This is a genomic window from Candidatus Arsenophonus nilaparvatae (genome assembly GCF_045346035.1).
Lineage (GTDB): Bacteria > Pseudomonadota > Gammaproteobacteria > Enterobacterales > Enterobacteriaceae > Arsenophonus > Arsenophonus nilaparvatae.
On sequence record NZ_CP158507.1, the window covers coordinates 494,523 to 518,067 of the forward strand.

Genomic DNA, 23,545 nt, shown 5'->3' on the forward strand with positions numbered 1-23,545 from the left:
AACAAATGTTTACTAATTGCATTTTTAATATAAAATTTTATTTTTTATAAAAATAATTAATCAAATTTATTGATAAGAAATTCATAATTTTTATTTTAAATTAAATAGAAAACCATTAAAAATTATGCAAACATGCAAATATCTTATCAAACGTAAATAGCAATATTAATTTTTTATTTTTAAATATCATAAAATTATTTTTATATATTTTAGTTTTCTGCAAATTTAAATTATTGAAAACTAATACTAAGAATGATCTTATCAATCAATAAGAACAATAAAATATAGTCATTAAAGCAAATATTTTTAACGATCAACTATAGGAAATTAACTATGAGTATAAATACAATGGGTGATGGTTTTTTAGTATTTTTTCGATTCACTGATAAAATCTTTAAAACAAACAATAGATTTAGAGTAACGATTACCAGTTCTACTGGTAAAACCATAAAAATTGATTCAGTGAGTCCTGCTGATCCCGATGATAAATATGCGACAATAGAAATTGATGATTCAGCAGGAACAATAATTTTAGATTATATTATTCAGCGTAATGATAATGCTATTTTAATCTCTAAAGGCTATGCAAAGATTAAGTACAATGATATCACTAAAAAGTTAAAGATTTTAGAATTTAAACCAGAAAATGAAGAAGGTATTGCTCTAAAATTAACAGAAATAAAAGATTCTCATTTTAATCTTGATCTTATTCCTACAACTGGCTTTCTTTGCTCGAAGTCAAATCGTTAATATTTTAATTACGATATAAACAAGTTAAAATTATTAACCAAATTTAAACAAACTGACAGTTGTCCATTATTTATATGATATCTGTCAGGTTAAATTTAATGCAAAACTTTTCCTCAAAAAAATAATAAAACATTCTTTTACATAAAATGAGACTCATTGAATCTTCATTAATGACTTATTGGTTTAGCGTTATCTATTTCATTCTGGTTTCTGTAAATATCAATTTGACTAAATGAGCTTACTAACCATATCAAATAGCTTTATAGATCGATGGGATAAAAATGACAGTGAACAATTCGATATAATAAATTGTAGCAAGATTGTAATAACCCATTGTACATAATGGAATTTACTAATTTGTTGGATTGATAAAGATTCGTCTGTGTTTAAAAGACGCGACTAAAACGAAAATGGCGGAGGAGGAGAGATTCGAACTCTCGGATGGTTTCCCATCGGCGGTTTTCAAGACCGCTGCCTTCAGCCGCTCGGCCACCCCTCCACAATGCCAAGAACTATAAACACAGCTTGAATGGTTGTAAAGACTTATATAATTTAATCGCTATATATTTATGCTATTAAGTGATTATTCGCTTAATTTATCGGCATTTTACGAATATACTTGGGTAAAGAGTTCAATTTTGTTAAATTAACCATCCATTTTTTAAGCTTAGAAATATCATATGTTTATATTTGAAGGTCGTGAAATTAACACTGATGCCGATGGTTACCTTAAAAATAGCCAAGAATGGTGTGAATCCATGGTATATCTACTAGCCAAACAAGAGAATATTACATTAACGGAGCAACACTGGGAAATTATTCGCTTCATTCGTGAATTTTATCTCGAATTCAATACCTCGCCGTCTATTCGTATGTTAGTAAAGGCAATTGCTAAAAAATATGGTGAGGATATTGGTAATAGCCGCTATCTTTATCGCCTTTTTCCAAAAGGACCAGCGAAACAAGCAACAAAACTTGCAGGTTTACCTAAGCCAGTAAAATGTATTTGAGTTATCACAGCGAGTGTCGAATATGAAAATCTACTACCTCTTTTTCAACATGACACTCTTCACTTTTATAATATTCAATTTTAGCACCCACTGGCCCACCAGCTTTTAGCCAATCCTCTAGCTGCTGAATTTGCTGTAATGTACCGAAAGCTTTTATGTTGACACTACCATCATAACGATTATAAACATAACCATATAGTCCATGTTCTTTGCCCCAATGCAAGGTATGATAACGAAACCCTACACCCTGAACTCGCCCATATATATAGTAATTTCTACCTATCTTTCGCATTTTAGTGCTCTCTTATAATAAATAATAACTTCAACATATTGTTTTTTGTGTAAACAACAGATACTCTCATAGTATAGAGTTTTTAATCTACATGGATTAGAGTTATTAAGAAACTAGCGTAACAGAGTGACCTGCTTGAAATTTATATTATTACCCACATATCATTACCTATAGAATATGCAAGGCTTCTAGGAGGTAGCTATGATGACTACCAGTAAATTTAGTATTGGGCAACAAGTAAGGCACAAACTCCTGGGTTATCTTGGAGTAATCGTCGATGTTGACGCCGAATACTCCCTGGATAAACCACAGGATGACGATATTGCAGCTAATGCAGCTCTACGCTCAGCTCCCTGGTACCATGTCGTTATGGAAGATGATAATGGTGAACCTATTCACACTTATCTGGCTGAAGCCCAGATTACTTATGAAACTTCTGATGAGCACCCAGAACAGTCATCGTTAGATGAGCTGTCGGAATCAATTAAAACTCAACTTAGAGCCCCACAATTACGTAATTAACTAATTTTAAATACAATCAATGGAGATGGTTAGTCTATCATCTTCCTTGATCTATTTCTCTAAGCCTAAGCGAGGTATCTCTATTTTAGGGCAAGCGTTCATCACCACCGCTAATCCTGCTCGCTCAGCCATCTTTTTAACCTCTTGATTAATAACATCTAATTGTAGCCAAATTACTTTTGCATTAATTGCTATTGCCTGTTCGGCAACTTCAAAGGCAGCGGCTGAATTTCTAAAAACATCAACCATATCAATTGGATATGGAATATCAACTAAATGGGCATAAACTTTTTGCCCGAGTAATTCTTTGCCTGCTAGTTTTGGACTGACAGGGGTCACATTATATCCTTGATTTATAAGGTATTTCATTACCTTATAACTTGGGCGGTCAACTTTATCACTAGCGCCAACTAATGCTATAAATTTCACTTTAGTTAAAATATCTGTCAGTTTCGGATCATCCATTTACAACAACTCCATAATTTAAAAAATAATTACTAAACTATGATATAAATCGCAATAAAGTGCTACTACACTTGTCAAATTTGTTGAGTTAACTCAATCAATATTGGCATAGTGCGTTAGTTGCTAAACTAGTGAATATCTATCAATGTAAGGAAATTTATGGAATCCGTTATTCGCAGATTGGAAAAAAGTAAAAATATTGCTTTGGTTGCCCATGATCACCGTAAATTATCACTACTAACATGGGTGCAAAAACATATTTCTGTGCTAAAAACACACAAATTATTTGCCACTGGTACAACGGGTAACTTAATTCATCAACATACCGGATTAAAGATTGTTAATATGCTCAGTGGCCCAATGGGAGGAGATCAACAACTTGGCGCGATGATTGCCGAACAAAAAATCGATATTTTGATCTTCTTTTGGGATCCATTAAATGCAGTTCCACATGATCCGGATGTAAAAGCGCTACTTCGACTCGCTACTGTATGGAACATTCCTGTTGCCACGAATATAGCTAGTGCTGATTTCATTATCACATCGCCAGCTTTTGATCATGAAACTGAAATTGAGATCCCCAATTATCAACAATACCTTGAAACCTGAATTGACAAATAACGTTAAGTTATAATTGCTAAAACATATTTTTAACAACAATAGCAATAATCCAGTTAAATAATAAAAAAGTTAGAATAAATAACAGTCATGCTCTTTTTTGTTGCGATACACCTAATTTTTTCAATTGCTCAACAAAAATAGACGGTGTTAATTTATCATACAATAAATAAACTTGCTTTTTAGCTCTAGTCAAAGCAACGTATAATAAACGTCTATCTTGTAGGTTAGGAAAAATATTAGACTTTGATAATAATACTTTTTCTATTGCAGACTCAGGTTCACATATAGGAAAACCATTTATTCCATGGTCTAATCCAAGGATAATAACATAATCGGCCTGACACCCTTTCGCAGCTTGGATAGGTATAAAATTAATATTTAATTTAGGCCAACGGGTATTAGCTTTTTTAATCACAGCCGGTTGCAAATAAAAATAACGCGATAAAATGAGAATCGTCTCTTTTTCAGTAACATAACCACTCATTTTATCAAGCAGATTTTCCAGTTGCTCTTCTGGTAATAAAACTATTGATTTTTTATTTGCTTTAACAAAACTTTTTAATGGTCTAATCTGCTGCTCAGGATCCATTTGTATAAATTGGCTAGCAATTTTAGCTATGTGATCATTAAAACGATAAGTGGTATCAAGTGTACAATAAACTCCTTGACCAAAATAATGTTCAAAAGAAGCCATTAAATTTAATTTTGCTAGCGGAAAACGATAAATTGCTTGCCCATCATCACCAACTGCAAACAAGTGAGTTTGTGTACTCTGTTCTCGTAATAACTGCAGTAACTGCATTTCTAATGGCGAAAAATCTTGGAATTCATCAATCAGAATGTATTTCCATGGGCTAATAAATTTTCCTTTCTGTAATAAATTAATTGCCTGATGTATTAGCCCTAAGCTATCAACTGCCCCCTCGGCTTTTAGCATCGATTTCCATCTTTTAATAATGGGTGCCACTAATCGCAGCTCCATTTGCAGTTGCTTGCTCTCTTCTGGCGTTGCTAATTCACTTATTGTTTTCTGACTGCCGCCATGTATACGTAATAAATTAAGCCAATTATCTAAACGAACCACTAATCTTTTTGCTAATTGCTTGTCATGCCAAAACTCACCGCTAGCTATATTCCAAGCTAATTCTCGCGTTAAATACTCACGCCACCCTTTTGCCTGCGCTTTTCGCTCATGGCACTGCTTTCGCCATTCACTGACCAGAAAATTATGTCTTTTTTGTTCATTTATTTCTAATTCACTAATAGCGACATTTTTATTACTGCAACTTTGAATAATATACAGTACTAAGCTATTACAAGTTTTTGCCTGAAATGCTGGCTGCCCTAAATCAGTATGAACCAATTCATTCATTTTTTTTGCTGTTTTCTCATCAAACGCAAGTAATAAAATCTGTTCAGCAATAGCCTGTTGCCTGAGTAAAAGCCAACCCATTTTCGCTATCAAAACAGACGTTTTACCGCTACCTGGTCCGCCCAATACTAAAATATTTTGTTCGCCATTGACCACACAATTGATTTGAGATTGGTTTAACGGAGCAATAGTAAGTTGCTGAAAAAATTCAGAGTACTGCTTAAACAAGCGAGCGACCCAATATTGATTAATGTCACATAGTGCCTGATGGCTCAAATGGAGCCAATGCTGACAAACAGCATAATTTTGGCGGCAACTTGTGAATTCATTTAAACGCACAAGCGGCATTGGAAGGGCATTTAATCTGCTATTAATTTGATTTTGCAACAGAGTAAGTTGCGCATGGGTAAACCAACTATCCTGGATTAAGTATTTCTCTATTTCTTGCACTTGTTCAGATAAAACATCTGAGCAAATCGAACTCATCTCTTGACTCCATTTTTTCCATATATCAATAAGATAATGAAAAAAATGTTGTGTTTCGTTCCATTCGGTACCGTGTAAACGAACTACCTGGTTGCTTGGTAATTCAAATTCAAGCTCTCCCCAAACAATACCTCGTTTACAACGTATATCAACAAGTTGATTAAACGGAATGAGATACTGATGTTTTTCACCGCTCACTTCCACACCCGCATTCAATAGACGAACTCGATTATAAGGATGTTGAGCGAAACGCTGACCTACATGTGTCGATTTCAATTCCATTACACACTACCTTAGCTAAAATATGTTAGGAGATGGCAAGAAAAAGTTTTTTCTCTTTGCTAAACCTTATAGGCTATTATGGATGCTTTTATACAATTAATCAGTATGCTGACAAATTAGGGGTTATTGTGCTTACCATGTTCTCTAGCTTTCGCCATGTATTTTATAATAGCAACATCCTTTATTATATCCGAATACTAATTGCGCTCTCAGGAACAACATTACTCCCTTGGATTTTAGGTGAACAACTTAAAATAACTATCCCTTTAACACTGGGTGTCGTTGCCGCTGCATTAACTGATCTTGATGATCGATTTATTGGTAAGCTTCGTAATATCGCCATCACCCTATTATCATTTCTGATTGCCTCGGTCACTGTTGAGCTACTATTTCCCTACCCGTGGCTATTTTTTATTGGCTTAGCGTTATCAACTTTTAGCTTTACATTTCTTGGTGTTCTCGGGTTACCCTATGGAACAATCGCCTTTGGCGCACTTCTGGTCGCAATCTATACCATGCTTGGAACGGCTATTTTTACAATTTGGTATCAACAACCGATACTGTTACTTATCGGGACTATTTGGTACTATTTATTAACACTTATCAGTCATATTTTTCTTCCTATCCAGCCCTTACATAATAAATTAGCCCAATGTTACCAACAACTTTCTATCTATCTAGCTAATAAAGCCAATTTATTTACCCCCGAGATTGAAGAAAATTATCAACAATCGATCTTTGATCTTGCAATGGCCAATAGCAAACTGGTCAATACTATGAATCAAATGAAAGTAACACTGCTTAGTCGCTTGAAAAATAATAAAAACCAATCAGGAACTAGCAATAGCCTACATTACTATTTTATCGTTCAAGATATCCATGAGCGAGCAAGTTCATCACACATTAAATATCAAAATTTAAATCAGGATTTTCCGCATAGTGATATTCTTTTCCGATTCCAGAAATTATTATCAATGCAAGCTGAAGCATGCCAATTGGTTGCTCACTCCATTTTATCTCATACAAGGTATCAGCATAATGCAAAATTTAAATATGCATTTGCTAATCTGGAAAATTCATTGCAACACCTTACACAACAATATTCCAACAACAAACAAATAAACGCACTTTATAACCTATTAGTTAATCTTAAAGAGATAGATACTCAACTTAATAGTATTGCTGTTGAGCAAATAGAAACTCCACATAGCCAATCATTGACAGAAACACAACTTTCTGACAATTCATTGTCTAACATCAGTGACTTTTGGCTCACACTTACCAGTAACTTAACACTTAATTCAACACTGTTTCGCCATGCGATTAGAATGTCAGTAGTATTATGTACCGGTTATATTATTGTTCAATGCTTTAATCTACCACAGGGTTATTGGATATTACTGACAAGTTTATTTGTATGCCAACCAAATTATATTGCAACTAAGAATTGCTTAATCTTGCGTATTATTGGAACCATTGCCGCTATTCTAATTGGGTTACCTCTGCTCTATTTCGTACCCTCTATCGAAGGACAACTCTTACTCATTATTATTAGTGGCGTTTTTTTCTTTACCTTCCGCAATGGTCAATATGCCCAAGCCACCTTATGGGCACCTCGAAAAACCTAACCAGAGTTTGATTTCGCAGATAAAATTATCGAAAACTGACCTATTGCCCTGACCACCATGCAGAAAAGAAACGCCATTAAGTATGACCTCCTTGCAGACCAGTATCACCTACAGACGATTGACCAGTTGGTCGACCCTCTGGTCAAGATCGAAACCTGTATAGACTTTGCGCATCTGGCAGCGGAAATCGACCATGTGGTACCACGCCCTGTCAGCAAAAAAGGAGGACGTCCACCATTTCCAACCGAGACCATGGTTCGCATTTTAGTTCTAAAGCGTATCTACAACCTGTCTGACGAGCAGATGGAGTACCAGCTTTTGGACAGAATGAGCTTCAAGCGTTTCTGTGGGTTGCTCCATGCCATCAATATACCTGACCGTACCACTGTGTGGACGTTCGAGAACAGGATCGGTGAAGCTGGTGCTAAAGCCATTTTCGATGGTGTAACCTCACAGCTTTTGAAGAAAGGCTTTATAGCTCGGGGAGGCCAAATCATCGATGCCACCTTGGTACCTGCTCCGAAGCAGTCGTTCACGAAGGACGAAAAGGAGCAACTCAAGCAGGAAGCGATACCTGCTCATTGGAAACCAACCAAGCGGCGGCAAAAGATTTAGACGCCACGTGGACTAAAAAACACGGTAAGAGCCATTATGGCTATAAGCTTTCTGTGAACATGGACAAGAAGTACAAGTTCATCAGAAAAATCGTCACCGATACGGCCAGCACTCACGACAGTCAGCATTTCGAGAGGGTCATCGACAAGGCCAACACCAACCGTAATATCTACGCCGACCGAGGCTATCCCTCTGCGGAACGGGAAGCTTGGCTCAAGGCAAACGGCTATAGGAGCCAGATTCAGCGTAAAGGCCATCGAAATAAACCGTTGTCCAAGACTCAGCAAGGGCGCAACCACCGGATTGCAAAGATTAGGGCACGGGTTGAACATGCATTCGCGGCGATGGAACAAATGGGTAGAAAACTGATCCGTACCATTGGGCAAGTGCGCGCTAATTTTGCCATGACGATGATGGCAGCATGTTACAACCTAAAGCGGTTGGCGTACTTCCAGCGTACCGGCATCTTAGCTTTTTAACGCCCAGAATGGACAAAATGACACTGTCCATGGCAATGGACGGTAGGATTAGTAGCGGGGGGATCAAAAAACATCTAATTATTTAGAGACAAGCCGGAGAGCCATTGAAGATTTCGAGTTTTTCGAGGTGCCCTACAGTTATCTCTTTTCATTTGCCACCATAACTTTTGCGTTTCCCGTTGGCAACAGTGGTCAATTAGCGCTTAAGCATAAAACTTAATGATTAAAAGTAGAGGCATTAATTAAAGCGTAAAAATACCATTATGGTTGCATTAATACCCATCGATGAAAATGAAAGTATAGTGATAAACAGATAGATATTTTACTTAATAGTGGTGTAATGATAGATGCCTAGCCGTCACTACCCTAGATATTAACGCTGTCGCTAACTTAACTAATATTAGAAGCGTGATGTTCAATGATAATAAAAAGCAAAATTGTTGGTTATTTATACCATTATTACTGTTAGATGCATTCCCTTTAACGCCAAAACTGTACTAAATCAATTTCCTATCAAGTTGTTTTAAAAATATATTTTCAACTGCTTAAGCTCAAGTATAGTATAAACATGTATATAAAATGCAAATTTAATGGAGTTAACATGTTTTGTGTGCAATGTGAGCAAACAATGTGCAGTCCAGCTGGCAATGGCTGTATTTACACTCGTGGTGTATGTGGTAAAACAGCTGAAACATCTGATTTACAAGATCTATTGATCGCTGCGCTACAGGGTCTATCTGCATGGACAGTTAAAGCTTATCAAAACGGTATCATTGATCATCAAGTCAACCACTTTTCACCGCGCATCCTTTTTTCTACTTTAACTAATGTAAATTTTGACTCTTCGCGTATCATTGCCTATACACGTGAAGCAATAGCCAAACGTGAGGCACTGAAAATCCAATGCTTAGATAAAGATCCAACGATTATTATAAATCATCCAATGGCCGAACTGCAGTTATTCAGTGACGATCCTAGCGAGTTACAGTATCAAGCAGCAGATTACGCGCAAAATAAAGATAAAGTGGTGATTGGTGAAAATATCCTTGGTTTACGTCTGCTTTGTCTGTACGGTTTGAAAGGTGCTGCGGCTTATATGGAGCATGCCAGAGTTCTCGGTCAAGACAATAACGATATTTACTACCAATACCATAAAATTATGGCATGGTTAGGTAGCCTGCCATCTGATATGGATGCCTTATTGCAATGTGCAATGGAAATTGGTCAGATGAATTTTAAGGTAATGGGCATTTTAGATGCCAGTGCAACTGACACTTATGGCCACCCAATACCCACTCAAGTTAACGTAAAACCCATTGCAGGTAAATGTATTCTAGTTTCTGGCCATGATCTGAAAGATCTACACAACTTATTGCAACAGACTGCAGGTACAGGTATTAATATTTTCACCCATGGTGAAATGTTACCAGCACACGGCTACCCAGCAATACATAAGTTCAAACATCTGGCCGGTAACTATGGGGGTGGCTGGCAGGATCAACAAATCGAGTTTGCTCAGTTCCCCGGCCCCATTATTATGACATCAAATTGTATTATCGATCCATTTGTTGGCAACTATTCCGATCGTATCTGGAGCCGCAGTATTGTTGGATGGCCAGAGATAAACCATTTGGAAGGTAACGATTTTAGCCCCGTGATTGCTATGGCACAGCAGATGGCAGGATTCCCATATAGTGAAATTGAACATAAGATTACAGTTGGTTTTGGTCGCCACACTCTGCTGGATGCAACAGATACACTAATTGAGTTAATCAACAGTAAAAAATTACGCCATATCTTTCTAGTAGGTGGTTGTGATGGAGCGCGCGCTAAGCGGAGCTATTTCACCAATTTTGCCACTCATGTGCCAAATGATTGTATAATTCTAACTTTAGCTTGTGGTAAATATCGTTTTAATAAATTGGATTTTGGTGAAATAGCAGGTTTACCACGCTTAATCGATGTTGGTCAATGTAATGACGCTTATGGTGCAATTATTCTTGCCACCAAGCTGGCGAAAAAATTATCGTGTAACGTGAATGATCTACCACTATCACTGGTTTTTTCCTGGTTTGAGCAAAAAGCGATTGCTATTTTACTCACCTTGCTGTCACTTGGCATAACTAATATCATAATTGGTCCAACGACACCCGCTTTCTTGACGCCAGATTTGCTCACTATCTTCGAGAAAAAATTTGGTTTAAGAAAAATCACTAATGTGGAGCAGGATATGCGGCAATTGCTGTCTGCATAAGAATAAAAGATATCAATAGATACAATTAATGCCAGGGAACGGCAGCGGGCCGCACCTTTGTTTAACGCTCGCGCCTTCAATTCCTTACCAATGGCGGTAACTTTATTGTTTTCACTTACATTATTATTAATCTTTTAATAAATTTTTTTATTATAAATTTCACAATAAAATGTTTTTTATTAATAAATCTATTTTACACAAATAATTATTATTCAATAATATTCTATTTCGCCGGTTTAATTTTTTATTACAATCCCTCTAGTTAAATAGAAATTTTTCTAAACACTAATTATAAACATTAAATTTAAGCTATCAATATATTTAATTCCCCAAATTAACCCAATAAATCGTTTAGTTAATCCTTTCGGCAAAACAAATAAAAGATGCAAAAAGAAGATTGAATTTTATTTATTTTGTCACAAAAAAAACTTACTATTGTTATTATTACCGTATTTTTTATATTTATTATAAAAAACAAAAATAATTGACTATGGTTTTAGTCAAATTAAAATATAATTTAATAATACTTCTTTCCAACCAAAAAACTGGCAACATATTCCCAACAATTGCTCAAAGGTAACAATATTTTTGTTGCAATTATTTCTATTTCGTTTAATGTTCAAAAAATTATCAGCCGCCAAAATAGCTGATAATGAAAATAATACATAACACTTATGTTAAAAAAACCAAAATTGATGAGCATAAATTATATGTTTAATTCTTCACCAAATAAAAAAAATAACTTAGTAGCCTTTATCTGGTTGCTTGTCTTTTTTCTCTATTTTTCTACAGTTATTCAAATCATTGTTGTAACAACCGGTCAAAGTAATACCATTGGTCTAAGAGATTCCCTTTTATACAGCACTCTTTGGCTCATTCCTGCACTGTTTTTTTCTCGCCATATCAAATTGGTTGCCGCCATTATAGGCATTTTTCTCTGGCTATCTTCTGCCATCGCCTTGGCCTATTATATTGTTTATGGCCAACAGTTTTCACAAAGTGTCATGTTTATCATGTTTGAAACAAACACACATGAAGCAAGTGAATTCTTAACCCAATATTTAAGTATTAAAGTTATCGCAAGCCTATTGGTTTATACACTTATCGCTATTTTTTTATGGACACGCATAAAACCTATTCATATTTCCGTTTCGGCCAAAGTTATATTGACAACAATTATTATCGGTATTCTTTTTGGTGCCCCTTTTTACAAAAAAGTCATCAAATCAAACGGTGATCTTGATGATCTAATGCCATATTTAAATGCCAGGATGGCTTATGCTGCTCCTTGGCAATTTATTAGCGGTTATTTTCTTTATCAAAATCAGCTTACTAATATGGAAGCTATTTTAACCCACAATGCTAAAATACCTCCTTTAAAAAATTTGATTGATAATAATGGCGCTACTCCAAGAACATTAGTGTTAGTCATTGGTGAATCGACAAGTCGAAACCGTATGAGTTTATATGGATATGGCCGCCAAACAACACCACAATTAAGCGCATTAAAAGCACAATACCCAAATAATTTCAAAGCATTCAACGATGTAGTTACCTCACGCCCTTACACTATCGAAGTGTTACAACAAGCATTAACTTTTGCCGATCAATTACACCCAGAACTTTATAAAACAGCTCCTTCGTTAATGAATATGATGAAGCAAGCAGGTTATAAAACTTTCTCGATCACCAATCAGCAAACCATAACTCAACGTAATACGATGTTAACCGCATTTTCGCGCCAGACCGATAAACAATATTATCTAAACAACGATATGGCGCAAAGTTCACGCCAATATGACACATCAGTATTAGCTCCATTCAATGAAGTCTTAAAAGATCCAGCAGAAAAGAAATTCATCATTGTCCATTTACTTGGCACCCATATGAAATATGCCTATCGTTACCCTAAAGATGAGGGAATATTTGATAATAAAACAGATACTATGCCCACCAATTTGGCTAAAAGTGAGCAAGCCGATTATAACGACTATGATAGTGCACAACACTTCAACGATAAGGTAGTGGCAACACTAATCAGAGATTTTGCTGCATCTAACGAAAACGGTTTTTTGGTCTATTTTTCTGATCATGGCGAAGAGGTTTTTGACACACCGCCACACCATATTTTAGGTCGTAATGAAGCAGCACCAACCCGTCCTATGTATGAGATCCCTTTTATTATCTGGCAATCAACCCAATGGATTAATACTCACCAACGCCATTTAGATACCATGGTAAATAGGCCCTATAGTATTATGCATTTGATTCACACTTGGTCAGATTTAGCCGGGCTTGATTATGATGGATTGGATGTCAGTAAAAGTGTCATTAACAAAGATTTTCAACCTTCTCCCCGTTATATTGGTGATCCTTATAACAAACAGCAACCACTAAAAACCTATGATCAACTAAAAAAATAGTCCTTTCATTTATTCCTCTCCCCGAGTTAATTCTTAGGGGAGAGTTACACCATTAATTATAAAATTTATAGATACAAATCATATCTGATAACCAGTTTTAAACTGGCCAGTTTTCAAACAATTCGTTAGTAACGTACTTTTGTTTAAGATATCAATTAATCAATAACTAAAAAGCTAAATTATTAGTTAAAAATGGTAAAAAAAGTCGAATAGCCGCTATTACTAGAACATTTTATTAATTAAATAAACTAATAATATCAGCTTGTTAAGTCACAAAATTTAAAATTATTCATTAAATTATATGGTTTGTTCACTTTAATACTGTTATGGTTATCATTCTACACTGTTGTATTGCAGACAAAATAAAAATACTAACGTGCCTAATAATAAATAACGTAAATCATTTTTGACATGAAATTTAACACTTAATTAAATAACAAATAATCAATATAAACATTCATTTAACTTGATACTAAACATGTATCTATACCAGGATATTGTATCAATTTCGATAAAAACAAATCGATATTATTTCTCATTTTAAATACATTTATTTAACACAATTAAAGGAAAGGATAACTTAGGTAATAACACTGAAATACTAATTCAGGGCTTGTTAAATAATATGAGATCTAATACCGGCCTGACTAAAACGGAATCATTATGAAATCGAAAAGTTTAACCACTTGGATTATTGTAGGCTTGATCGCCGGGATAATAGTTGGATTTGCATTAAATTCATTCACCAATCCAGAAATAACCGCCAGCTACGCCAAAAATATTTCGATCATTACAGATATTTTTTTGCGTTTGATTAAAATGATTATTGCACCATTAATTATTTCAACCTTGATCGTCGGGATCGCCAAAATGGGTGACGCCAAAACCTTAGGGCGTGTTTTCTCAAAAACATTGTTACTGTTCATGGTTGCTTCTTTCATTTCAATTACCATTGGCCTGGTTATTGTTAATATTCTTACACCAGGAGTAGGTATCAATTTCGTGGCAGAGACCAATTCAACGGTGACAAATATCGAACCAACCACCTTTTCTTTCCACAATTTTATTGCCCATGCTATACCTACTAGTATCATTGATGCGATGTCGCGTAATGAGATTTTACAGATTGTAATTTTCTCAATTTTTATGGGATGCAGCATATCTGCCATAGGTAAAAAAGGTGAACCGATTATTAAAATTCTAGATTCACTGGTTTACGTAATGTTGAAGCTGACAAGCTATGTTATGCTTTTTGCCCCTATTACTGTTTTTGCTGCTATCTCAGCCATGATTGCTGAACGCGGATTGAGTGTACTGATCAGTACTAGCATTTTTATGGGAGAATTTTACTTTACTCTAGCGTTACTCTGGGTGATCTTAATTGGGGTATCCGTGTTAATCGTTGGCCCATGCATTTTACGCTTAGTCAAAAACATCATGGAACCGGCTTTACTCGCTTTCACCACCTCAAGTTCTGAAGCGGCTTTTCCGGGTACTTTAGAAAAACTGGAACAGTTTGGTATTTCTAATAAGATTGCTAGCTTTGTTTTACCAATTGGTTACTCATTCAACCTTGTTGGTTCAATGGCTTATTGTTCATTTGCAGTTATCTTTATCGGTCAAGCATGTAATATCCATTTAAGTATGGGTGAACAAATCACTATGTTGTTGATTTTGATGCTGACATCTAAAGGTATGGCTGGTATACCACGGGCATCGTTGGTCGTTATTGCAGCGACACTAAGCCAATTTAATATTCCAGAAGCCGGCTTAATTTTATTAATGGGTATTGATCCTTTCTTAGATATGGGACGTTCAGCAACGAATGTCATGAGTAATGCCATGGGAGCGGCACTGGTTGGTCGCTGGGAAGGTGAACACTATGGCGACGGTTGCCGAGGCACACCGAAAGAAAAATCTGATAATCTTTTTACTGATAAAATTAGTTTGAAATCTTAATAATAGATAATATTCCAGCCAAATAGCACAACAAGACGCGCCTGTAGGCGCGGCTTATTTACTTAAGATATAATATGCTTGATTGATTTTAAGTATTTAATTAATTCAACTTAAGAAGGATTAGCCATTTTCATTTTTAGTACAATTACTGATGGTAATTTTTTTTCATTCCTCTAATTCTCATCTATGCTTAATGGATAACGGACATAAGCTACAGAGTTATACATATCAAGTTGTTATGTTGTTAAAATCTTATATCCAGTCTTATGTCTTTATCTAATAGATGTATCTATAATGTTAAAGTCTTTTTTATTGATTATACACTTATTTATGATCGTCCATGAATATAGAGAAAGGAACCTATCAATGAACAAAAAAATTCTAAGTATGCTAATCTTGGCGGGTATAATAACTGCTGTTACTGCTTGTGATGAATCACCTAAAGTAGACGATGCCATCCAACAGACCAAGGAAAGCGCTGAACAAATAAAACAGGCTGGGACAGAAAAAGCTAAACAAGTGGTTGATGATGCGAAAGAAGCTGCAACCGATATAAAAAATAAAGCTGCTGAAGAAGCTGATAAACTATCAACAAAAGCAGATCAATTAAAAGAAACAACCAAACAAAAAACATCAGAGTTGCAACAAAATATTTCAGATAAAGCCACTGAAGCCACAAATCAAGCCAAAGAAAAAGCAACCCAAGTTAAAGAAGGGTTTAATTCTGAAGTCCAGACATTATCTGATAAAGCAGCAGCGGCTAAAGAGGATCTAACCAATAAGGCAAACACTTTAAGTGAAAGCGCTAAAGAAAAAGCAGCAACCATGCAACAAAATTCTCAACCACAAAAACAATAAAATTCAATTAGTTTAATGAATTAAAAGAAAAGATTGTTAAAAAGTTAATTGTAGTTAGAACCATCGAAATAAGAATAACATTGTTTTACACTTCCTTCTAACCTGATAAGGCCAGTATTTCTGGCCTCTTTTTTTTAATCTGGCAAGGTTGATCATATAAAATTTATAATAATTTGAAATTAATGCTGTGACATGTTGATTAAAATAATTGCCAGATTTATTACACCAAAAACGGTTTACCAAAATAGTATATTCGCAATGTCTTTACCCAGAGCCCAAATTGGCGGTAATAGCTGTGACATAAATAACATAATATTTTCACTAGTCATGATAAGCTATTAGATAAATATTGAATTAACAGAAAAATAAAAATTCATTTTTATACTTTTTAAAACAAATAGTTATTAGAGTATTTATTTTACTATTGTTTATATTGGTAACCGCTAAGCAAATAAAACTGATTCAATTTTACTAAATTAATCAAGCTTAACCAGAAATGAGTTAATATCATCAGCAAAATATTTTCATGCAATATCATCGATTTACAAAAATAAAAGCCAAGCTAATCATTTATTCTTGTTAATAATACTAACGTTATTAATTTAAGGACACCAATATAACTACCATATAACAATATCGGTTTTTGGTATAAAGGAACCTAAAATGTCTAGCATAAAATCCCCGTCTGAATAGTTATCCCCTTTGATAAAAATACGATGGATATTATCCGAATAATTCATTACCTCTATTTTTCCAACCGTATTGCTAAAGTGATCAACAACATACGTGCTATCTCTATTTTGTGCCTTATTGCTAATTTTCATAGAGGCAAGATCTATTTTATCAATTCCACCCTGAAAACCCATAATCAAATCATAGGCTGAGGGTGTAGATTCTTTAGCAGAATGATAAACAAAATAATCTTTTTCGATAATTTCATAATTGTTAACTACGGTTTGCCGATCAACTCTTTGCTGCGTAATCGGTTGTGCGGCCTGCTGTTGAGTGGTAGATTGGTCAGCTTCTGACCCTATTATTCCAACGGCACTAACTGGATCAAATAAAGTTATCTCACGCTCAATAGATTGCAGCTCTTCTGAACTTAAAGAGCCAAAATTAAGCTTCTTTACTCCAATACTTTCAATGGCCCGAGTAAACCGAATCGATTGCGGATTTACACCATCACCCCAAAGTCGATCAGCACCAAGTCCGCCATAAATATTATCAGAGCCAGCGCCGCCTTTAATATGATTATCTGCATCATTACCAACAATAATATCATTGCCTTTACCGCCGATAACATTTTCAATCACCACTCCAGCAGCAATTGAAAAATCTGCTTTTAAGCCACCAACATCGGAAAATGTTCCACTCTTCAAATTTATTCGTTGGTTTTGATAATATCCTGAAAAATCTAAAGTATCATTTCCTCCAGCATCCCATATACAGCAAACAAGACCTATACGGGCATCATTGGTTGAATAGTAATCTCTATCAGCATTAGAATTGAAACCATAGATTGTATCCCCAGTCCGAGTATCCATATTCGGCCCATACAACCGTTGCATAGCACTTATATCATCCATCATGGGAGCCGCTGCATACAGCCCGTGAAAATAAGCCCCGGTGGCACCTTCAGGCCAATAACTCATTACACTAAATTGCCGAGAATCTTCCTTATAACTCGCATCAAACAGATAAGTTATTTTAACGCCTTCTTGTGCATTATATTCACCAGGATGATATAAACCTAAGGAATGACCAATCTCATGCGTAAAAGTATGCCGTCCATAATTACCATTCTCTGGATATAAATTTTCTGAATGATTCTGAACATTAAACCAGCATTGCCCTGCAAGGACTCCAGAATTAGGTAAATAAGCGAAAGCTTGACCTTTCGGTTTGTTAAAATTACCAAAATCAAGATTTGTTTGGCTATCTCGCGCTGATTTATAGGTAAAAGTAATATTAGCGACATCGGCCCAAGATTGTAATGCGAGTAATATTTGCTGCTGTTGTAGTTCGCTAAGGCCTACCATCTGATTTGAACCAGGCTCATTCGCCTGACCCCAGTCATAAAAAGAGTAAGTTATTTCAGCATGTTTACCTAGAATATTTTTGCCATTCCAGGTTGAATTTGCTCGCGATATTTGCTCTGCAGCTTTAGCAATAGTATAAGAAGGTTTATTATTGACTCCATAACTATAACCCCCTCTTGCATAATCATTTATTAATTCAACAATTTGTTTTGACTCATCTGAACGAGGTAAAAATAATGCTTCCTGTGGGGTTACTGCTGGCTGCGATGATGTCGGAGTTCTATCTATTATTAACGTATAGTCTAAATCTACATTTGAACCTGGTATCTTAATTTTTACATGTGAAATTGGCGACGTGGTTGTTGGATGCGCAGTGGATGTCGTTGTTGTTGGATGTACAGTGGATGTCGTTGTTGTTGGATGCGCAGTGGGTGTCGTTGTTGTTGGATGCGCAGTGGATGTCGTTGTTGCTGGATGCGCAGTGGGTGTCGTTGTTGCTGGATGCGCAGTGGGTGTCGTTGTTGGATGCGCAGTGGGTGTCGTTGTTGCTAGATGCGCAGTGGGTGTCGTCGTTGTTGGATGTGCAGTGGGTGTCGTTGTTGTTGGATGCGCAGTGGGTGTCGTTGTTGGATGCGATAATGTCGGTACCGGATATGTTAAGTTATAGCTTAAATTTACACCTGCATCAGGCATCTTAATCGTTACATGTGAAGTCGGCGACATAGTTGTGCTATGCGAAGCCGACATCGGCATTGTGCGCTCGCTAGCCGGTAATGCGGCTGAACTAGCAGAAGGATTAACCGCTGGAGCCTGAGCTGAATTAGGTAATGTATGTCGAGTATCTGATTGATTAGAATTATTATAATTTATTCTAATATGTGTATAACTTTCCCCCATACCCCCTCCGACTCTTAAATGTTAATTTTCTTAACAAATTATTAAAGTTTATTACATTCTTTTATTTTTACAAATTTACCACCAGATATTTGCTATTTTTAAATATCACTCGATTCGCTAATAATGGCTATAATTTAGGAACTTTCATCTAAGGATTTTAAACATTTTGATAAATATCTTTTAATAGCATTAAAATGGATTTTAATATTCAATTATCAAATTATTAGACCATTTATAAAATAACAACCAGATTAAAATTAACTTAAAAATCTATAGAAAAAACCACGCATCCTATGCTTATCAGATATAAAGAAATCAGACTATTATTTGGATAATAGTTAGATAAATAAAATCTGAGTTATCGTTTTAATTAATTATGTCGCTGCAAGTTTAATTATGTATGCAATCAGTAAAACTATCTTTATCTTTGCTAATGATCATCTTTTGAAACTAATTGATTTAATAAAAGATAACTAATCCTTTATCAATTTTAAAAAACACTATATCGGGCAATAAACGATAACCAATAGATTATTCCATAGAAAAACAAAAAACAGCAAAAACGCTTTAGACCAATCAGTTACCAAATACACTACAACCAAAGGGGCCTAGTCAGGTTATTGAGACTGCAATTAATCATCAAGCAAAAAAGCTTAACAAATTAATTTCAACAATAGAAAAAAGTCTTTCCATTGATATCAAAAAAGCGTTAAATCTTGACATCAAGGCATCAGTGCTCAAAGATGAATATAGGCAACTAGTTAATCTAGCCATGAATGAAAAAATCAATGCAAGCGAAGTAAAGCGTTTATCAGTCGAAAATAACCAGTAAATGGAAGAGACTGATAGCAACAAAGAGAGCAAACGATTCGGCAATATTGGAGTGAATACTTTGCACTATCGAAGAGATGAAAAAAATTTCGGGATCAGGGCATGCATGTACAATATTATTGTATTTATCGCTCTGTTCTATTGTGAGTCGAGCACTAAAAGCTATGGTTTAGAAAATACTAATGAGGTTCCTTTTCATAAAAATAAATTAATTAAAGATGTTAATTCCTCAGATGTATACATACTTCCAGATAGAAGAATCGTTGCTTATTATGGTAATTTTGACTCAAGAAAAATGGGAGTATTAGGCGAGTATTCCCCTTTAGTAATGTGGAGTAAATTAAAAAATGAAGCCGCAGAATGGAATGCAGCCGACCCAACAACACCAGTGATAATGGCTTTGCACTATATAGCCATCGTTGCCAGCAATAATCCAGGCTACGATGGTGAATATATTAATAGAATGAACAAATACCAAATAGAAAAGGCGATTTCAATCGCAGGTATGGAAAAAGACACTATTTTATTTTTAGACATCCAACCCGGATTGAGTAATTTAAGGAATGAGGTTATAGGACTTAGTCCTTATTTAAAAATGCCAAATGTTCATTTAGGTATAGATCCAGAATTTATGATGCACAATGGAAATATACCAGGTAAAGTAATAGGATCAATATCTTATGTTGATATCAATTATATTATTGATTATTTATCAAACCTGGTTGAACAGTTTAATTTACCACCTAAAGTTTTAATTATTCATCGGTTTACCAAAAGAATGGTTATTGGTTTTGAAAAAGTGAAGAATTCGAAAAACGTCCAAGTTGTTTTAAATATGGATGGTTTTGGTTCTCCTTCGCTAAAAAAACTTAAGTACAACCAAGTTATATCTTCAGAATACAGTATTAAATATTCAGGCATAAAAATATTTTATAAAAATGATTTAATCTCGCCTCCTCATCGACTCCTATCTAAGAAAGAAATTCTCAGTTTAAAACCAAAACCTTTATATATACAATATCAATAAAACCCAATCGACCTTTAACGCCAATAGAAGAAAGCAGCTTACCAGCGATGGCTGAAATGTTAACAATATATTATTTTCATTAAAAAATAATTGCGTTTATATACCCTCTCTGCCAAATATTTTGCTAATTTTTATCAGATAGCAATACAACACTTTTTCATATACCTGCCTTGGCACATAAAATATTTTTCATAAATTCCATTTTTAAACTGTTCTAGTGATAAATATTGTCAAATTAATCCGCATTATTTAAAAGTTTAGCCTGGCTAATAATGAGAAAAATAATTTGCAGATACTCGACATACATTGTTAATCAATTTAATCATATTGTTAAAATCATTTTACTATTTTTTTCTTCTAAAATTTCCTAAATTGGGATGTATTTAATATAAGTACAATCTATAACCTATAACCTATAACTAAAATCATGTTTAGCTCAATTTCTATAAAATCGAGGTATATAATAGAATTAAGATTACTATTTAATATATTGCTATATAGAATATTATTCCTCAAATTTGATAATATATATCAAGAAATAATTAAAGCTAAACATCTGTTTGATTATATTACTTTATTTATATTTCGTTCAATCGCTGATTTAGCCGCTAATCCATTTATGATATTATTATAAGCATCATCTCTCAGAGATTTACCTTCATTTTTCATTTGCTTAATAAAATAATGGTTATGATGTTGCGTGTAAATAGCTTTTGCTTGTTCATCATGCAGGATGAGTTTTTGCAAATCATTCCAATTAAAAGTTTTATCAGAAATACTATCTTGATGTTTTAGTGCTTGTTTAATTGTTTTATTTTCATTTGCTAATTTTAAAAGATCTTGCACACTAGATTCTAATACTTTTTCTTTTGTCTTGGTTGATAGAGATATATTATAACTTTCTTTTACATACTCCAATCTAGATATTAAACTATAACTTCCTTGTTGCTTGTCTAATTTATTTCCCAAACGGTCAATGCTATATTCACCATTGTCAAGCATCCCCTTTATTATATTTAGATCATCTGATAGTAAAGAGGTACGTTGTCGAATAAAATACTTACCCGGTTGTTTTATAAATTGTTTTTGGCTATCTATTATTCTATCAAATAATTTTTTTACTTTAGAATCAACTTGTTGATGCAATTTTTCTACCGTTAGTTGAATATTACTTTTATTTGCTTTATCGATCGTCTGTTGAATTAATGAGAGTAATTTTGCTTCTGCTAAAACTTTTTGCTGCTGCACCATTGTATTGGTTGCCGCTTTAACAACCGTGTTAAAAGTATCAATCGTTGTTACAGTTGATTGTGTTGCTTGATTTGTACCAGTAGACTTTTCAGTTGTATGTTTCGCCAACTCATCGAAATTTAATCTTTTATCAGCTATATTTTGAGCATCTCTAGCACCTAAATATTTTCCTTCTTGCACCCTTGTTCTTGTACGAATATAAGATCCATAAATAGTAGCCGGCGCCCCGACTAAAGCAGGAACAAAACCTACCGCGCTGCCAATTCCAGTAATTGCACTTAATGAACTTAACGCCATCCCTGCCTGGCCAACAGCAGTGACAGTACCATACTCTATTCTTTGCTTATAGTTATAATGTATTTTACGGTCAGCTATTTCTTTTAATTGTGCAATATTTTCTTTAATAATATCTAGTTGCGGGTTCTTTACTAATAAAGAACGATCTTCTCGCAGTAGCGTATCCCGCTGGTGTCCGGAAATGGTTTGCGAAATTCCATACCCAGTCATCATGATCTGTGCTGGCAAAAGCAGAGTATTACTGACCATTCCGGCTAAATCACTGACAGCTTCTGCTCCACTGATCCCTTGAGACATCACTAGATCTGCGATTGATTTGGCAGACAATCCAACCATTCCACCTGTCATTAAACTCATCGCCGCTGCTTGTAATGGAGAAGAATTACGGTCAATTTTTACTGCCGGTACTTCTTGTTGCATACGTTGATATTCGGTAGCCATATAAAGTGTCTTGGCGGTAGAATTACCTTGTTCTTGTGATTGTTCTTGCAAATACTTCCAAGTAGTACATAGTTGCTGTAAATTTTCGATATTTTCTTTTTCACTTCCACCTTGTAACCAATTAATCCAAACATCAAAAAATGGTTCAATTTTTTCTTCAAAAAGCTTCTTATTGACATCATCTTCAGCAAAATTTTGTTGTAATATTTTTAATATCTCTTGTTTTTTTTCCTTAATATCATTCATAAATGTAGGATAAATATCTTTAAAACTTTCTACTGATTCATCAAAAGCGCCTTTTGCACCTATTCCAACCAAAGGAATAGCTGGTAGTAATATACTTAACGATAATAATGACTGATGAAATTGTGGTAAAATTTGTCCTGTCGCTCCGGTAAATTCATCAATTCCATCAATAGAACGCAAATAATTATATGCTGACATTGTTATTTTATTACAAAAAGTTTTTGTATTACTTAATATATTTTTTTGTTTATCTAAATCCCCTGACTGCACAAGAATAGATGGTATCGAATCATTATTTATATTTTGATTAGAATTACTAACATTACTTATCATAGACGAAAAAGGTGATTGACTTATATCATTTTTAGGTTCTGATATTTTTTCCAAACAATTAGTAGGGTTAATAGAATTAGAGAATAAGGTAGAGGAGATAGAAAGCATATAATGTCCTTTACATCGCTTTAAATGATATTGATAAACAATATCATTTATAATATCAA

The 23,545-nt window shown here is 34.6% G+C and carries 15 protein-coding genes, 1 tRNA gene and 1 pseudogene; 11 read left to right on the plus strand and 6 right to left on the minus strand.

Annotated elements, in window-relative coordinates; all coding sequences use genetic code 11:
• Positions 1–333 precede the first annotated feature (333 nt).
• Entirely contained in the window at positions 334–750 is a 417-nt protein-coding gene (locus tag WH390_RS02455; RefSeq protein WP_032116697.1) for a hypothetical protein, read from the plus strand.
• Positions 751–1,161: 411 nt separating this feature from the next.
• Here WH390_RS02455 and WH390_RS02460 read toward each other — a convergent pair.
• Positions 1,162–1,249, minus strand: a tRNA-Ser gene (locus tag WH390_RS02460).
• Between the two features lie 181 nt (positions 1,250–1,430).
• Here WH390_RS02460 and tusE point away from each other — a divergent pair.
• Complete coding sequence (tusE, locus tag WH390_RS02465) at positions 1,431–1,760, plus strand: sulfurtransferase TusE (protein ID WP_032116696.1); 330 nt, start codon at positions 1,431–1,433, stop codon at positions 1,758–1,760.
• A 4-nt stretch (positions 1,761–1,764) separates the two neighbouring features.
• On the opposite strand, the gene yccX is transcribed toward tusE, so the two are convergent.
• Positions 1,765–2,052, minus strand: coding sequence for an acylphosphatase (gene yccX / locus WH390_RS02470; protein ID WP_032116695.1), 288 nt, complete (start codon positions 2,050–2,052; stop codon positions 1,765–1,767).
• Positions 2,053–2,253: 201 nt separating this feature from the next.
• On the opposite strand from yccX, the gene hspQ reads away from it, so the two are divergent.
• Positions 2,254–2,574, plus strand: coding sequence for a heat shock protein HspQ (hspQ, locus tag WH390_RS02475; RefSeq protein WP_180560911.1), 321 nt, complete (start codon positions 2,254–2,256; stop codon positions 2,572–2,574).
• 51 nt (positions 2,575–2,625) lie between these two features.
• On the opposite strand, the gene WH390_RS02480 is transcribed toward hspQ, so the two are convergent.
• Positions 2,626–3,039, minus strand: coding sequence for a CoA-binding protein (locus tag WH390_RS02480; RefSeq protein WP_032116694.1), 414 nt, complete (start codon positions 3,037–3,039; stop codon positions 2,626–2,628).
• A 159-nt stretch (positions 3,040–3,198) separates the two neighbouring features.
• Between WH390_RS02480 and WH390_RS02485 the strand changes: the two genes are divergently transcribed.
• Positions 3,199–3,648 carry a methylglyoxal synthase gene (locus WH390_RS02485; RefSeq protein ID WP_032116693.1) on the plus strand — a complete coding sequence of 150 codons (450 nt, stop codon included), beginning with the start codon at positions 3,199–3,201 and terminating at the stop codon, positions 3,646–3,648.
• A gap of 97 nt (positions 3,649–3,745) precedes the next feature.
• Here WH390_RS02485 and helD read toward each other — a convergent pair whose 3' ends face one another.
• Positions 3,746–5,800 (minus strand): DNA helicase IV, encoded by a 2,055-nt coding sequence (helD, locus tag WH390_RS02490; protein ID WP_032116692.1) that lies wholly within the window; start codon positions 5,798–5,800, stop codon positions 3,746–3,748.
• Between the two features lie 137 nt (positions 5,801–5,937).
• On the opposite strand from helD, the gene yccS reads away from it, so the two are divergent.
• The 6 genes and pseudogenes from yccS (at position 5,938) to WH390_RS02520 (ending at position 16,016) form a co-directional block, all read left to right on the plus strand.
• Entirely contained in the window at positions 5,938–7,428 is a 1,491-nt protein-coding gene (gene yccS / locus WH390_RS02495; protein WP_081932937.1) for a YccS family putative transporter, read from the plus strand.
• A gap of 57 nt (positions 7,429–7,485) precedes the next feature.
• Positions 7,486–8,522: pseudogene (locus WH390_RS02500) on the plus strand (IS5 family transposase).
• A 601-nt stretch (positions 8,523–9,123) separates the two neighbouring features.
• Positions 9,124–10,776, plus strand: coding sequence for a hydroxylamine reductase (gene hcp, locus WH390_RS02505; protein ID WP_032116691.1), 1,653 nt, complete (start codon positions 9,124–9,126; stop codon positions 10,774–10,776).
• 710 nt (positions 10,777–11,486) lie between these two features.
• Positions 11,487–13,199, plus strand: a complete 1,713-nt coding sequence (gene cptA, locus WH390_RS02510) for a phosphoethanolamine transferase CptA (protein ID WP_032116712.1) — start codon at positions 11,487–11,489, stop codon at positions 13,197–13,199.
• Positions 13,200–13,862: 663 nt separating this feature from the next.
• Positions 13,863–15,158 carry a dicarboxylate/amino acid:cation symporter gene (locus tag WH390_RS02515; RefSeq protein WP_032116690.1) on the plus strand — a complete coding sequence of 432 codons (1,296 nt, stop codon included), beginning with the start codon at positions 13,863–13,865 and terminating at the stop codon, positions 15,156–15,158.
• Positions 15,159–15,524: 366 nt separating this feature from the next.
• Entirely contained in the window at positions 15,525–16,016 is a 492-nt protein-coding gene (locus tag WH390_RS02520) for a hypothetical protein (RefSeq protein ID WP_032116689.1), read from the plus strand.
• A gap of 620 nt (positions 16,017–16,636) precedes the next feature.
• On the opposite strand, the gene WH390_RS02525 is transcribed toward WH390_RS02520, so the two are convergent.
• Entirely contained in the window at positions 16,637–18,952 is a 2,316-nt protein-coding gene (locus WH390_RS02525; protein ID WP_406850659.1) for a M10 family metallopeptidase C-terminal domain-containing protein, read from the minus strand.
• Positions 18,953–19,784: 832 nt separating this feature from the next.
• Here WH390_RS02525 and WH390_RS02530 point away from each other — a divergent pair.
• Positions 19,785–20,810 (plus strand): hypothetical protein, encoded by a 1,026-nt coding sequence (locus tag WH390_RS02530; RefSeq protein WP_052045002.1) that lies wholly within the window; start codon positions 19,785–19,787, stop codon positions 20,808–20,810.
• 564 nt (positions 20,811–21,374) lie between these two features.
• On the opposite strand, the gene WH390_RS02535 is transcribed toward WH390_RS02530, so the two are convergent.
• Positions 21,375–23,486 carry a hypothetical protein gene (locus tag WH390_RS02535; RefSeq protein WP_032116688.1) on the minus strand — a complete coding sequence of 704 codons (2,112 nt, stop codon included), beginning with the start codon at positions 23,484–23,486 and terminating at the stop codon, positions 21,375–21,377.
• Positions 23,487–23,545: the final 59 nt, after the last annotated feature.

Coding starts and splice junctions, on each gene's coding strand:
- WH390_RS02455 (WP_032116697.1), top strand. CDS start 334: ATGAGTATAAATACAATGGGTGATGGTTTTTTAGTATTTTTTCGATTC.
- tusE (WP_032116696.1), top strand. CDS start 1,431: ATGTTTATATTTGAAGGTCGTGAAATTAACACTGATGCCGATGGTTAC.
- yccX (WP_032116695.1), bottom strand. CDS start 2,052: ATGCGAAAGATAGGTAGAAATTACTATATATATGGGCGAGTTCAGGGT.
- hspQ (WP_180560911.1), top strand. CDS start 2,254: ATGATGACTACCAGTAAATTTAGTATTGGGCAACAAGTAAGGCACAAA.
- WH390_RS02480 (WP_032116694.1), bottom strand. CDS start 3,039: ATGGATGATCCGAAACTGACAGATATTTTAACTAAAGTGAAATTTATA.
- WH390_RS02485 (WP_032116693.1), top strand. CDS start 3,199: ATGGAATCCGTTATTCGCAGATTGGAAAAAAGTAAAAATATTGCTTTG.
- helD (WP_032116692.1), bottom strand. CDS start 5,800: ATGGAATTGAAATCGACACATGTAGGTCAGCGTTTCGCTCAACATCCT.
- yccS (WP_081932937.1), top strand. CDS start 5,938: ATGTTCTCTAGCTTTCGCCATGTATTTTATAATAGCAACATCCTTTAT.
- hcp (WP_032116691.1), top strand. CDS start 9,124: ATGTTTTGTGTGCAATGTGAGCAAACAATGTGCAGTCCAGCTGGCAAT.
- cptA (WP_032116712.1), top strand. CDS start 11,487: ATGTTTAATTCTTCACCAAATAAAAAAAATAACTTAGTAGCCTTTATC.
- WH390_RS02515 (WP_032116690.1), top strand. CDS start 13,863: ATGAAATCGAAAAGTTTAACCACTTGGATTATTGTAGGCTTGATCGCC.
- WH390_RS02520 (WP_032116689.1), top strand. CDS start 15,525: ATGAACAAAAAAATTCTAAGTATGCTAATCTTGGCGGGTATAATAACT.
- WH390_RS02525 (WP_406850659.1), bottom strand. CDS start 18,952: ATGGGGGAAAGTTATACACATATTAGAATAAATTATAATAATTCTAAT.
- WH390_RS02530 (WP_052045002.1), top strand. CDS start 19,785: ATGGAAGAGACTGATAGCAACAAAGAGAGCAAACGATTCGGCAATATT.
- WH390_RS02535 (WP_032116688.1), bottom strand. CDS start 23,486: ATGCTTTCTATCTCCTCTACCTTATTCTCTAATTCTATTAACCCTACT.